Here is a 12,091-nt window from a genome sequence, read left to right as displayed (position 1 = left end):
AGCCGCCAGCGGCGTGGAAAACCACGGCCCGACCCGGTTTGGCTGGATGCTCTGGGAAAAATTGGAGCGGGCGAAGGGGCTCGAACCCTCGACCCCGACCTTGGCAAGGTCGTGCTCTACCACTGAGCTACACCCGCATCCTGTGTCGGTCGCGTGACGCGCCGGCAACGGCTGTCGTATGCCAAAAGCGGGAGGGGAATGCAACAGCTACCGGCGGCATAGATTGGTATCTTCGGGCCTATATGGACCCCGAAAGCAGCCAAATCGACCGAAAATGCCCCGGAACCGCCGAATCGGCCGCGACGGATTGAAATTCGGCCGCCCCGGCCCAATTTAGGAGCCGACAACGAAGCATATGCATTGGCGACGTGCTAAAGACCCGCCATTCCAGACATGAGACGAGGGAATCCCGTGACGATCATCGACCAGGGTAACGGAGCGGCGGGCCCGGCTGCGGCCGATCTGATCAAGGACACCACCACCCAGACCTTCGTGAAGGACGTCATCGAGGAATCGAAGCGCCAGCCGGTGCTGATCGACTTCTGGGCGGAGTGGTGCGGCCCCTGCAAGCAGCTCACCCCCGTGCTGGAAAAGGCGGTCAAGGCGGCGAAGGGCAAGGTCAAGCTGGTCAAGATGAACATCGACCAGCACCCGGCGATCCCGGGCCAGATGGGCATCCAGTCGATCCCGGCCGTGATCGCCTTCGTCAACGGCCAGCCGGCCGACGGCTTCATGGGCGCGGTGCCGGAGAGCCAGCTCAACGCCTTCATCGAAAAGCTGACCAAGGGCGTGACGGCGCCGGGCGAGCCCAATATCGCCGAGATCCTGCAAGAGGCCGAGGCGGTGCTCGCCGAGGGCGACGCCGCCGCCGCGGCGCAGATCTATGCCGAGGTGCTCTCGCACGATTCGACCAACATCGCGGCGCTCGCGGGCCTCGCCAAGTGCTACACCGTCTCGGGCGCGATGGAGCAGGCCAAGCAGACGCTGGCCATGGTGCCGGAATCCAAGCGCAACGACCCCGCGGTGAAGGCCGTGCAGACCGCGATCGATCTCGCCGAGCAGGCGGAGCAACTGGGGCCGGTGGCGGAGCTGGAACAGAAAGTCGCCGCAAATCCGCTCGATCATCAGGCACGCTTCGATCTCGCGACCGCCCTCAACGCGCAGGGCAACCGGGCAGCCGCGACCGAGCAGCTGCTCGCGATCATCAAGCGCGACCGCAAATGGAACGACGACGGCGCCCGCAAGCAGCTCGTGCAGTTCTTCGAGGCCTGGGGCGGCACGGACGATGCAACCGTCGAGGGGCGCAAGCGCCTGTCGACCATCCTCTTTTCGTAGGCGCGCGGCTATTTTTGGAGCATGATCTTGTCGGAATACCGCTTCGCAATTTGTGCCAACGCGGCCCTCCGGCTCCGGATCATGCTCTAGCGCGCGGGACTTCAGCGGGGACCAGATGCCGATCAACATCGAATATCGCGGGCCCGCCGACCTTCCGGAGATCATTCCGGTATTCCCATTGCCGGGCGCGCTCTTGCTGCCGCGCGGCCAAATGCCGCTCAACATCTTCGAGCCGCGCTATCTCGCGATGGTCGATGATTCCTTCCGCGACGGCCATCGCCTGATCGGCATGATCCAGCCTGACGTGGCGCACTCGCCGAAGAACTCCGACAAGCCGGCGCTGTTCCGCGTCGGCTGCGTCGGCCGCATCACCCAGCTCGCCGAATCCGGCGACGGCCGCTACATCCTCGAGCTCACCGGCGTCTCGCGCTTCAAGGTGGTCGAGGAGCTCGAGGTGCTCACCGCCTACCGGCAGTGCAAGGTGGATTTCTTCACCTATGTCGACGACTTCACCGCGCGGATGGGCGAGGACGAGGTCGATCGCGAGGCGCTGCTGGCTGTGCTCGCGGACTTCTTGAAGGCCAACAATCTCAAGGTCGACTGGGAGGGCGTCGAGAGCGCGCCCAACGAGGCGCTGGTCAACGCGCTGGCGATGATGTCGCCCTACGGCCCCGCGGAAAAGCAGGCCATGCTGGAGGCGCCCGACTTGAAGACCCGCGCCGAGATCCTGATCGCGGTGACCGAGATGGACCTCGCCAAGAAGCGCACCAGCGGCGATCCGCCGTTGCAGTGAGGGCCTGAATTGCTCAGGCAGCGCGAACGGCTGCGCCGGCACCTCGCCGCAGCATCCTGGCGATGTCGGATGCAGGCATCGGCCGGCTGAAATAGTAGCCTTGCGTTTCGAGGCACCCCTCTTCGCAGAGGATATCCAGCTGCTCCTTGGTTTCGACGCCTTCGGCGGTCGTCGTCTTGCCGAGGCTGACTGCGAAACGAACCACTGCGCGCGCGAGATGGCGCGCCTCTGCCCTTGCGCTCGAAAGTTCGTTGACGAAACTGCGGTCGATCTTGATCTTGTCGAACGGGAACTTTTGCAGAAAGCTCAGCGATGAATAGCCGGTGCCGAAATCGTCCAGGGCGATTCGCACACCGAGCTCGCGCAATTGGCCGAGGACGGCGAAAACGGCTTCGCTGTCATGCATGATAACCGTCTCGGTGACCTCGAGCTCGAGCCTGTGCGGCGCAACTCCCGAACTCGCCAGCGCGCCGATAACGACCGGAACAAGCTCCTTGCTCCTGAACTGAGCAGGAGACAGGTTGACCGCGATCCTGACATGCGCGGGCCATTTGGCGGCTTCCGCACAGGCGGCTCTCAGGACCCATTCTCCCAGCGGCACGATCAAGCCGGTCTCCTCCGCGAGCGGGATGAATTCGCTCGGCATGACCAGACCTTGCTGCGGGTGATGCCAGCGTAGCAAGGCCTCGAAACCATTGACCTTGCCGGTCGCGGGGCTGACGAACGGCTGGTAGTGGAGCTCGAACTGACGGCCGGCAATCGCATCCCGCATGTCGCGCTCCAGGTTGCGTCGCGCATGCATGAGCTCGTCGAGTTCCGGCTCGAAGAAACGGAATGCGCCGCGTCCGCCACTCTTGGCCGAGTAGAGGGCGAGATCCGCGCTCTTCATGATCACGTCGGAATCGTTGCCATCGCGCGGCGCGATGGCGATGCCGATGCTGGTGCCCACCGTGACCCGATGATCGCCGAGATCGAACGGTTCGCAAAGCGCCTTCCTGATGTTCTCGGCAAGGGCGGCGGCCTCCACGGCCGGGTTGGTCACGTAATCGATCACGGCGAACTCGTCGCCGCCCAGCCGAGCAATCAACGCGGTTTCCGTGGTGCATTCGCGCAACCGCGCGGCGACGGCGCGCAGCAGGGAATCGCCCGTCGGATGTCCCAGCGTGTCGTTGACTTCCTTGAAGCGGTCGAGATCGAGCATGAGCACGGCCAGATCGAGGCCGCCATTGCGCGTAACCGCGATGGCATGCTCCATCCGCTCCCTGAGCAGCACGCGATTTGGCAGATCGGTCAACGCATCGTGTTGTGCCATGTGAGCGATCTTGGCCTCGGACCGGCGCTGCTCGGTGACGTCAAGATGCGTGGCCACCCACCCGCCGCCGGCCATTGGCTGCCGCGTCACGCAGATCAACCGACCATCCGTGAACTCGTCGATTCTGCTCGAGACTGCATCGAACGGCAACGCAGCTAGTTTCGAGAGGAATTGCTTGGCAGCGCCTTCGCTGGTGTCGCTCTTGAGGATGCCGGTCACGACGCGATGCCTGATGATGTCGGCGTGCGGTGTCCCCGTTCTCAACAGTTCCGGCGGCAGCTGATAGAGTCGGGCATAGCGCTCGTTGCAGACGACAAGTCGCTTCTCCGCATCGAACATGCACAGGGCCTCGACCATGTTGTTGATGGCCGTATCGAGCCTGAGTTTCTGCTCCTGGATTTCCTGTTGCGAATCTTCCACCTGCTGCCGGGCGAGCGAGAGCTCACTAATGATTTGCTCGAATCTGCTGGTTCTGGTCGCAAGGCGGCGATCCGCCAGCACGCCGACGAAGCTCATCCCGAGCACCGACAGGGCCACGCCCGCAATTGCCACGGCGAGGAAGGTCGGAGAAAGCGACAATGTATCGCTTGCCAGCGTAGGGTCTGGAACGATCTGCACGGCCCCCATGGCCGTGAAATGGTGCGACACGATGGCGAGCGTCAGCAGCAGCGCCGCAGCAAAGGTCCCCCACTTGTCCTTGTGGCCCAGGGCAACGGCGAGCGCAGCGTAGCCCAGCACCATGCCGAGGACGATCGAGATCAACACCAGCCCCGGCGACCAGGTCACGCGACCCGGGACCTCGAGGGCCCACATGCCGATATAGTGCATGCTTGCAATGCCCGCGCCGATGATGCCGCCACCGGCAGCTGCGCGCCACTGGCCGGAATTGTTGACGGCAACGCCAAAACCGCCCGAGGTCAGAATCATCGCCGCGGCGAGCGACAGCACCGTCAGGACGAGGCCGTAATTGGTCGGGACGCCGGGCTCGTAGGCGAGCATCGCGACAAAATGCGTTGCCCAGATTCCGTAGCCGATGGCGGCGCCGGCAATCGCAACCCAGATCAACCGCGCCCAGGCCCGCGAGGCGACCGCACGATGAAAGATGCTGACCGCAACGATACTTGCAACGAAGCACACCAGGCCGGCAAGCAGGACGAGACGCCAATCGTGCTCGGCCGTAAGGCAGGAAAAAACGCGGAACATCCAATAGCGCTCCCCTCGTCAATATCGTCGATGGTGGATCGCCTAGACGTTCTTCGCGTTAATTTTGTGCAACGCCTGATTGCATGATTACCAGCGGGTTAACGCGGCCTGTGCAATTCGATCTGCGGAAATTTGCGCCATCGACGGCCGGCGGACGTGCGCCGTGATCGGCAACGAACGTCTAGAGGTGCGTGCGGATGCGCTTGCGTCCGGTGATCATCGCGCGGATCAGGTTCTCGCGCTGGAGAATCCCCATCAGCAGCACGCCCACGACGTGCAGCACGACCAGGACGATGACCGCGTCCGATGAATAATGGTGGGCGTCTTCGACCCACCAGACGCCGAAGAAGGTGACGGTCACCGACATCGCTCCCGTGATCGTGGAGACGGCGAGCGAGGCCAGCAGCGCCACCAGCATCAACGTGCCGGCGGGATTGAGACCGATGTAGCGGCCGGTCATGCCGCGGCGCAGGTTCCAGAGATAGCCTGGCGCCGCGCGAAGCCTGACGCCGACCATGCGGAAGCGCGAATAGCGGCTTCCCCAAAAACCCCAGACCAGGCGGAAGGCCAGGAGCCCAAGCACCGTATAGCCGACGATGCGGTGCAGGCGGTCAAAGACGGTGGGGGTGAACCACGCGGCCAGAACACAGATCGCCAGGGCCCAGTGCCAGAGGCGCAACGGGAGGTCCCAGACCGCGATCGTGCGCGGAGCAGTTCGATCCGCGGGGCTCCTGTCGGACGCCCCGCGCGCTTCTGGCACCGCTTCTTCGATCAAGCGAAGACCACCCTCAAGCCTTACTTTGCGCAGATCACTTCGCGCAGGTCATTTCGCGCAAGTCATTTCGCGATCGTGTGCTTCAGGCTGAGATCTTCGGGGCTGTAGAACAGCTCGTAGAGCTTGCCTTCCTTGACGCCATAGACCTCATAGCACGAGCCTTCGACCTTGGAGCGCCGCACTTCGTAACCGAGCGCCTTGGCCTTGGCTTCGGCTTCGCTCGCCGGCTTCCACGACGCCTTGTCGAGCTTGGTGCAGTTCTTGAAACCGTCGGCCATGGCGGCGGATCCCGTGCCAATCCCGATCGTCAGTACCATGGCAACAACACGAATGACCTTCACGAACGTCTCCTCCTTTGTCGTGAGCGCTGCGCGGGAAGCCGCGAAGCGGGACGGAAGGAAGCAAAGCACATGATGAAGTCAATGCGGTTCGGCGCCGGTTCGCTTTAGAGATATTCTAACGATCCGAGAAAGATCAGCGCTCTCCGCATGCAGCACGCATTTGAACGGCCGCTGCGGCCTTACGTCTCACGGGACGGAGGCGCGCTGCCGGCCGGGCTGGTCATCCCTGGATCGCGCTTCGCGCAGCGGGGTAGTTGCGTTGCAGCCAGTCCGCCCAGGAGAGCCGTCCGCGAACGCCTTGGCTGACGACGAAGCCCATGCCGCGCGCCTTCGCGTCCGAAAGATTCATCGGCAGGATTTTCCGATGCAGCCCCCGGGCGTGCTGATACCGGCGGGCCAGCGAGACCAGCTCGAGATCTTCGGGGCCGCCAATCTCCGCGCGCTCGCCACGCATCCCGTCGAAGGCGCAGGCCACGACGTGGTCGGCGACATCCGACGTATCGACGGGATTGAACAGCGTCGTCGGCACCGGCCACACCGGAAGCCAGGCGAGGCCCGAGAGCAGGCTGTCGAGCAGATAGTAGAACGGCATCGCGCGAACCACCGACCAGGACAGAGCCGATGCACGCACCAGCCGTTCGCCGGCAAGCTTGACCCGCGCATAGGGCAGGGTTGCCTCATCGAGGCCGACGATCGAGACATGGAGGAAGTGCCGCACCCTGGCTTCCCCGCAGGACGACAGCAACCGCGCGGTGCCCTCGACGTCCACGGCGGAGGGCGAGGTGAAGAAGTCTGTCGGGCGAATGCCGCCGCGCCGCGCGATCGGCGAATAGGTCGCCGCGTTGATGACCGTGTCGACGTCATGCAGCGCGTCCCGCAACCCGGCGCCTGTGGCGAGGTCGCCGATCGCCCATTCGACGTCCGGTCGCGTGCCCGGCGATCGCGCAAGCACCCGGACGTGACGTCCGCTGCGAACGAGGCGATCGACGATATCCCGGCCGAGATGGCCCGTGCCCCCGGTGACGAGTGTCAGAGCCATGTTTGAAGCTCCATCTGCAACGGCTCGCCGTTCGCCGTAGCGGGAAGGCGTCTACGGCGAGCTCAGTAGCCGGCAACCGTCATGGCAACGACGGCGCTGAGCGCCATCCAGCCGAAGTGCCGGCCGCGTGTCGCCCATGCGTTGGCGAAGGCGGAGAAACCGAACACGCAGGCCATGGTGATGACGATCCAGTGGCGCGCCGGCGCCGAGTCCATCCAGGGCGCCGCGATCAGGAGCACGCCGCCGCCGATCCAGGCGACGGTCGATGCCTGCCAGACCAGGCGGATCAGGGTGCGCAGCCGTTCCGGCTCGATGCTCGCGCGAGCAAAGACCTTGGTCTCGCCGAGGATGCCATGGATGAGGGCCACGACGATGGTCAGGACGCCGGCGCACTGGAGCAACAGATCACGCATCGATATCTCCGTACATAACTGTATGGAGACATAGGGGCTGGCCTGCCGCCTGTCAATACACTAGTGTATGGTCAAGTTCCGGGAACCTGGCATGACCGAACAGCTCTCCGCCGACGATTGGATCAAACAGGGGCTGAAGGCGCTCGCGAAAAGCGGCTTCACGGCGCTGAAGGCCGACCCGCTGGCAAAGGCCATCGGGGTTTCGCGCGGCAGCTTCTATTGGCATTTCGCCGATCTCGGCGCGTTCCATGCCGCCGTGCTGAAACGCTGGCGCGAGATCGCGGCCGAGCAGATCATTGCCGATGTCGAAGCCGCCGGCGACGAGCCGCTGAAGGCGCTGCTGCGCAGGTCCTTCGGCGCGCGGCTCGATCTCGAACGCGCGGTCCGCAACTGGGCGGCATTCGATGCCGCCGCGCAAGCCGCGGTGCGCGCGATCGACCGCCGCAGGCTCGACTATATCGAGCAGCTCCTGGACAAGCGCGGGCTAGACCCGGCGACGGCGCAGGCTCGCGCGCAGATCCTCTATTGGACATTTCTCGGCTTCGCCCTGTCGGGCCCGCCGGTGCCGGCGGCACGGCTCCAGGGCCTGCTCGACGACCTGCTACGGATGATCTCTGCCGAGTGACCCGTTCCAATGGAACGGGTCACTCGGCGGGCGCGAATTTCTGTGCTAGAGGCAGCCGATCGCCGGAGACCACAATGAACGCGCCCACCGAACGCCCCGAAACCAGCGTCGATCCGAAATTGCTGGAGATTCTGGTCTGCCCGCTGACCAAGGGTCCGCTGGAGTTCGATTCCACAAAGCAGGAGCTGATCTCGCGCAGCGCCAAGCTCGCTTACCCGATCCGCGACGGCATCCCGATCATGCTGCCGGAAGAGGCGCGGAAGATCGATTGAGGTCGCAGTCTTGCGCAGCGGCCGCGCAACAATCGCGATGTCGTCCTGGCGAAGGCCAGGACCCATAACCCCAGGGAGGGGTTTGGCGCGACGCTGGTAACTCCGTGTCTTCGCAAAACTATTGCTGCGGCGTATGGGTCCCGGACCTGCGCGCGCTTGGGGCGCGCTTGTCCGGGACGACGAGCGGAGGGTGGAGCGCCAGCGAGGATAAGAACTACAGCGCCTCGCCCTTCAGCAGCCGCGGCACCTCGCCCGTCAGGCCTGCGGCCTGGCGGATAAAGAGATTCTTCAGCGGCGGGGCGCGGTCGACGAGGCCGAGGCCGATGTCGCGCACGGTGCGCAGCAGCGTCGACTGGTTGGAGAACAGGAAGTTCAGCGAGTTGGTGGCAACGCCCATCGCCATGGTGTCGAAGCGGCGCCAGCGCTGGTAGCGCTCGAGCACGTCGGCCGCGCCGAGATCCATCCCGAGCCGCGCGGCATCGACGACGACCTCGGCCAGCGCGGCGACGTCCTTCAGCCCCATGTTGAGGCCCTGGCCCGCGATCGGGTGGATGACGTGGGCGGAATCGCCGACCAACGCGAGGCGCTCGGCGATGAAGGAGCGCGCCACGAAATAGGACAGCGGAAATGCGCGCGGCTTGTCGAGCGCCTTGACCTCGCCGAGATGCAGGCCGAAGCGCTGCTCGAGCTCGCCGTGAAACTCTTCGTCGCTGAGAGCGATGATGCGCGCGGCCTCAGCCCGGCGCTCGGTCCAGACCAGCGAGGAGCGCTTTCCGGACAGCGGCAGGATCGCGAAGGGACCTGCGGGCAGGAAGTGCTCTTCGGCGCGGCCTTCGTGGTCGCGCTCATGGCCGACGGTGACGACGATGCCGGACTGGTCATACTCCCAGCCATTGGTGGCGATGCCGGCGCGCTCGCGCAGCTTCGACCTCGCACCATCGGCGGCGACCAGCAGGCTGGCCGCGATCACGCTGCCGTCGCCGAGCGTCACGTCGATGCCGTCGGAGCGGGCGTCGTAGGAGGCGACCGTGGTGGCGCGGAGATCGATGCCCTCGGCCTCGGCACGCACGACCAGCGCGTCGATCAGGCGGCGGTTCTCGACCATGTGCGCAAAGGGCTCGCCCGGCGCGACGTCGCCGGCGAAGTTGAGGAACACCGGACGCGTGGCGTCCTCCAGCTTGGAATCGGTGACGACCATGTCGAGGATCGGCTGCGCCTCGCCCCTGACGTCGTCCCAGGCACCGATCGCCTCGAACAGGCGGCGGCAAGCCGCGACGATCGCGGTGGCGCGCGGGTCCCGGCTCGGCCGCGTGCTGAGCGCGGGATCGGCGACGATGACGGGAATCTCGGGCCCGAGCCCCTGGCGGAGCGCCAAGGCCAGCGCCAGGCCCGCAAACGCGCCGCCGCCAATGACAATGCTACCCTGTACCGACATACCAAGCTTCCCGGCCAATACTTCGCCTGTTCTTGGTCTTGCTAGCAGACTTGAGGTGGGCGAAACAGTGCGGTGAAACAAGGGCGGAACGGCCCAATTCCGTCATTCCGGGGCGCGGAAGCGCGAACCCGGAATCCAGAGGTTATCGCTCGGGATTCCGGGTTCATCGCTGGCGCGATGCCCCGGAATGACGAGATTTTCGAAAGCACAATCATGTCCAAAAGCCTGATCGACCTGATCTCGATCCTCGACCTCGAACAGCTCGAGGTGAACCTGTTCCGCGGCAACAGTCCGAAGACGAGCTGGCAGCGGGTGTTCGGCGGCCAGGTGATCGGGCAGGCGATGGTCGCGGCCTGCCGCACCGTCGAGGGCCGGCTGCCGCATTCGCTGCATTGCTATTTCATCCTGCCGGGCGATCCGCAGATCCCGATCATCTACCAGGTCGAGCGCCTGCGCGACGGCAAGAGCTACTCGACCCGCCGCGTCACCGCGATCCAGCACGGCAACGCGATCTTCTCGATAATGGTGTCGTTCCATGCCGAGGAGGAGAGCGCGTTCGATCACCAGGACAAGATGCCGGACGTACCGCCGCCGGAAAAGCTGACGGCGGAGGAAGTGGCGAAGCAGCCGCTGTTCAAGGAGATGCCGGAGTTCATTCGCCGCTACTATGAATCCGACCGTCCGATCGAGCTGCGCCCGGTGGAGCTCGGCCGCTACTTCGGCCAGAAGATCGAGGACGGCCGCATCCACGTCTGGATCAGGACCGCGGCGAAGCTGCCCGACGATCCGGCGCTGCACATGTGCGCGCTGGCCTATGCGTCGGATTTCTCGCTGCTCGATGCGATCATGGCGCGCTACGGCCGCACGCTGTTCGACAAGCGCATGATGCCGGCGAGCCTTGACCACGCGATGTGGTTTCACCGCCCGTTCCGCGCCGACGAATGGCTGCTCTACGCCCAGGATTCGCCGAGCGCGCGAAGCGGCCGCGGGCTGACCCGCGGCTCGATCTTCAAGCCCGACGGCACGCTGGTCGCCTCCGTCGCGCAGGAAGGCTCCGTGCGCGAGCGGAGGGCGTAACGCCTAGAGGGAGCCGCGGGGGGCGAGCTCGGTCTGCGACGCAAACCAGTTCATAATCCAGCGATACACCCACGGGATCGGGATGATGAGGCTGAACAGGATTGCGGCCACGATTCCGCGCCAGAGAATCTCAAGACCGCTGCCCTTGAAGACGATCTCGCGCCGCGTGCCTTCAATGCTGCGGCAGAACCAGCGCATCTGAGCCGCGGCAACCCAGGCCCAGCCGATGATGGTAATGATCGAGATCGCGAACAGCAGATTCCAGCCGACATAGGCCCAGACCGAGCCGGTGAAGCTGAGGCCGAGCGGCTGCCCATTGGAGGCGAGGTTCGCGACTATCCATTTGATGAGGAGCCAGTAGAGAACGATCTGCACGAGGAACAGCAGGTTGCTCAGCAACTGGCTGCCGATGAAGCCGATCGCGATCGCCAGAACGATGAAGCCGAAAAACCAGGGCACCAGCGCCATCGCATTGCCGGTGAAGCTGAGGTTCGGGCGTCCCGGGACCTTCACGCAAGGCACGATCCATTTTGTGTACCAGACGAAGACCCACGGCGCCGGGATGACAAAGCACATGCCGATCAGCATCACGATGCTGCGCCAGGTGAATTCGAGGATGCCAAAATCGACCGACAGTGATCCGCCGGCGGCGCCACCATTGCCGCGGCCGCCCATCGTCGGCGGACCACCGGCCGGGATCATCGGCGGCGCGCCGCCGCCGACCAGGCCGGGGATCTCGGCGGCCTTCTGCCAGCCGGCCATGCCTTCGGTCCACACCAGCGTATCCGGGCGCACGACGCCCTGGGCGATGAGGTCGCGGAACTGCCCTTCGGGAAAGGGCCCCTGCTGCTTGCCCTCGGATGCGTAGAACCAACTCGCCATGAAACGTCCCCCTCAAACATACTTATGTACCGGCTGGGACGCTTCGGTTCACCGCATCCATGCCAAAAATGCATTGTGACGGATGAACGGCTGCCCTGTACAGAGGCGGCCGTTCACAACGCCAAACGTTTTTCCGCTTCAATCTGCAACTTTTTTATGCCATTTGCCCGGAAAGATGCCAGATTGACGCTGCGCCGGGGACATACGGCGCGGCGCATCCCGGGGAATAGGCCTGACCATGAAACTCGTCGTCGCGATCATCAAACCCTTCAAGCTCGATGAGGTCCGCCAGGCCCTGACGGCGATCGGCGTCCACGGCATGACCGTGACCGAGGTAAAGGGTTATGGCCGCCAGAAGGGCCACACCGAGATCTATCGCGGCGCGGAATATGTCGTGAACTTCCTGCCGAAGCTGCGCATCGAGATCGCGGTCGCCTCCGACGTCGCCGACAAGGCGGTCGCCGTGATCACCGCCACGGCGCGCACCGGGCAGATCGGCGACGGCAAGATCTTCGTCACGCCGATCGACCACGCGCTGCGCATCCGCACCGGCGAAACCGACAGCGACGCGCTCTAAAAACGACTTCTT

Annotated in this window: 13 protein-coding genes and 1 tRNA gene; 6 read left to right on the top strand and 8 right to left on the bottom strand. The window is 64.7% G+C overall.

What is annotated here, in order from left to right; translation table 11 throughout:
- Positions 1–62 precede the first annotated feature (62 nt).
- Positions 63–137, bottom strand: a tRNA-Gly gene (locus tag AAFG50_RS00260).
- A gap of 274 nt (positions 138–411) precedes the next feature.
- Between AAFG50_RS00260 and trxA the strand changes: the two genes are divergently transcribed.
- Positions 412–1,335, top strand: coding sequence for a thioredoxin (gene trxA, locus AAFG50_RS00255; protein WP_028174970.1), 924 nt, complete (start codon positions 412–414; stop codon positions 1,333–1,335).
- Positions 1,336–1,450: 115 nt separating this feature from the next.
- Positions 1,451–2,128 (top strand): LON peptidase substrate-binding domain-containing protein, encoded by a 678-nt coding sequence (locus AAFG50_RS00250; protein WP_011083424.1) that lies wholly within the window; start codon positions 1,451–1,453, stop codon positions 2,126–2,128.
- 13 nt (positions 2,129–2,141) lie between these two features.
- On the opposite strand, the gene AAFG50_RS00245 is transcribed toward AAFG50_RS00250, so the two are convergent.
- The 5 genes from AAFG50_RS00245 to AAFG50_RS00225 all read right to left on the bottom strand — a co-directional run bounded on the left by AAFG50_RS00245 (position 2,142) and on the right by AAFG50_RS00225 (position 7,211).
- The gene (locus AAFG50_RS00245; protein ID WP_028174971.1) at positions 2,142–4,643 is read right to left on the bottom strand and encodes an EAL domain-containing protein; all 2,502 of its coding nucleotides are present in this window, start codon (positions 4,641–4,643) and stop codon (positions 2,142–2,144) included.
- Positions 4,644–4,824: 181 nt separating this feature from the next.
- Positions 4,825–5,418 carry a cytochrome b/b6 domain-containing protein gene (locus AAFG50_RS00240; RefSeq protein WP_028174972.1) on the bottom strand — a complete coding sequence of 198 codons (594 nt, stop codon included), beginning with the start codon at positions 5,416–5,418 and terminating at the stop codon, positions 4,825–4,827.
- Positions 5,419–5,480: 62 nt separating this feature from the next.
- Positions 5,481–5,759 (bottom strand): PepSY domain-containing protein, encoded by a 279-nt coding sequence (locus AAFG50_RS00235; RefSeq protein WP_028174973.1) that lies wholly within the window; start codon positions 5,757–5,759, stop codon positions 5,481–5,483.
- 220 nt (positions 5,760–5,979) lie between these two features.
- Entirely contained in the window at positions 5,980–6,798 is an 819-nt protein-coding gene (locus AAFG50_RS00230) for an NAD(P)H-binding protein (RefSeq protein ID WP_028174974.1), read from the bottom strand.
- A 62-nt stretch (positions 6,799–6,860) separates the two neighbouring features.
- Positions 6,861–7,211, bottom strand: coding sequence for a hypothetical protein (locus AAFG50_RS00225; protein ID WP_028174975.1), 351 nt, complete (start codon positions 7,209–7,211; stop codon positions 6,861–6,863).
- A gap of 91 nt (positions 7,212–7,302) precedes the next feature.
- On the opposite strand from AAFG50_RS00225, the gene AAFG50_RS00220 reads away from it, so the two are divergent.
- Both AAFG50_RS00220 and AAFG50_RS00215 read left to right on the top strand, forming a co-directional pair.
- The gene (locus tag AAFG50_RS00220) at positions 7,303–7,836 is read left to right on the top strand and encodes a TetR/AcrR family transcriptional regulator (protein WP_028174976.1); all 534 of its coding nucleotides are present in this window, start codon (positions 7,303–7,305) and stop codon (positions 7,834–7,836) included.
- Positions 7,837–7,910: 74 nt separating this feature from the next.
- Positions 7,911–8,108, top strand: coding sequence for a Trm112 family protein (locus AAFG50_RS00215; RefSeq protein ID WP_028174977.1), 198 nt, complete (start codon positions 7,911–7,913; stop codon positions 8,106–8,108).
- A gap of 214 nt (positions 8,109–8,322) precedes the next feature.
- On the opposite strand, the gene AAFG50_RS00210 is transcribed toward AAFG50_RS00215, so the two are convergent.
- Positions 8,323–9,543 carry a ubiquinone biosynthesis hydroxylase gene (locus AAFG50_RS00210; RefSeq protein ID WP_011083432.1) on the bottom strand — a complete coding sequence of 407 codons (1,221 nt, stop codon included), beginning with the start codon at positions 9,541–9,543 and terminating at the stop codon, positions 8,323–8,325.
- A gap of 213 nt (positions 9,544–9,756) precedes the next feature.
- On the opposite strand from AAFG50_RS00210, the gene tesB reads away from it, so the two are divergent.
- Positions 9,757–10,620: an acyl-CoA thioesterase II gene (gene tesB / locus AAFG50_RS00205; protein ID WP_028174978.1), complete on the top strand. Its 864-nt coding sequence runs from the start codon at positions 9,757–9,759 to the stop codon at positions 10,618–10,620.
- Positions 10,621–10,623: 3 nt separating this feature from the next.
- Here the strand turns inward: tesB and AAFG50_RS00200 are convergent, their stop codons facing one another.
- Entirely contained in the window at positions 10,624–11,502 is an 879-nt protein-coding gene (locus AAFG50_RS00200; protein ID WP_028174979.1) for a DUF4339 domain-containing protein, read from the bottom strand.
- A 238-nt stretch (positions 11,503–11,740) separates the two neighbouring features.
- Here AAFG50_RS00200 and AAFG50_RS00195 point away from each other — a divergent pair, with 238 nt between their 5' ends.
- Positions 11,741–12,079, top strand: coding sequence for a P-II family nitrogen regulator (locus AAFG50_RS00195; protein ID WP_008142802.1), 339 nt, complete (start codon positions 11,741–11,743; stop codon positions 12,077–12,079).
- Positions 12,080–12,091: the final 12 nt, after the last annotated feature.

The sequence above is a fragment of the Bradyrhizobium sp. B039 genome (genome assembly GCF_038965675.1).
In the GTDB taxonomy this organism is placed as follows: Bacteria; Pseudomonadota; Alphaproteobacteria; order Rhizobiales; family Xanthobacteraceae; genus Bradyrhizobium; species Bradyrhizobium diazoefficiens.
This window is presented reverse-complemented; position numbering and strand designations above follow the sequence as displayed.

Bases quoted from the DNA above. Each gene is read 5' to 3' on its own strand.
- AAFG50_RS00225 (WP_028174975.1), bottom strand. From the start codon at position 7,211: ATGCGTGATCTGTTGCTCCAGTGCGCCGGCGTCCTGACCATCGTCGTG.
- AAFG50_RS00200 (WP_028174979.1), bottom strand. From the start codon at position 11,502: ATGGCGAGTTGGTTCTACGCATCCGAGGGCAAGCAGCAGGGGCCCTTT.
- AAFG50_RS00195 (WP_008142802.1), top strand. From the start codon at position 11,741: ATGAAACTCGTCGTCGCGATCATCAAACCCTTCAAGCTCGATGAGGTC.
- AAFG50_RS00210 (WP_011083432.1), bottom strand. From the start codon at position 9,543: ATGTCGGTACAGGGTAGCATTGTCATTGGCGGCGGCGCGTTTGCGGGC.
- tesB (WP_028174978.1), top strand. From the start codon at position 9,757: ATGTCCAAAAGCCTGATCGACCTGATCTCGATCCTCGACCTCGAACAG.
- AAFG50_RS00220 (WP_028174976.1), top strand. From the start codon at position 7,303: ATGACCGAACAGCTCTCCGCCGACGATTGGATCAAACAGGGGCTGAAG.
- AAFG50_RS00250 (WP_011083424.1), top strand. From the start codon at position 1,451: ATGCCGATCAACATCGAATATCGCGGGCCCGCCGACCTTCCGGAGATC.
- AAFG50_RS00215 (WP_028174977.1), top strand. From the start codon at position 7,911: ATGAACGCGCCCACCGAACGCCCCGAAACCAGCGTCGATCCGAAATTG.
- AAFG50_RS00230 (WP_028174974.1), bottom strand. From the start codon at position 6,798: ATGGCTCTGACACTCGTCACCGGGGGCACGGGCCATCTCGGCCGGGAT.
- AAFG50_RS00245 (WP_028174971.1), bottom strand. From the start codon at position 4,643: ATGTTCCGCGTTTTTTCCTGCCTTACGGCCGAGCACGATTGGCGTCTC.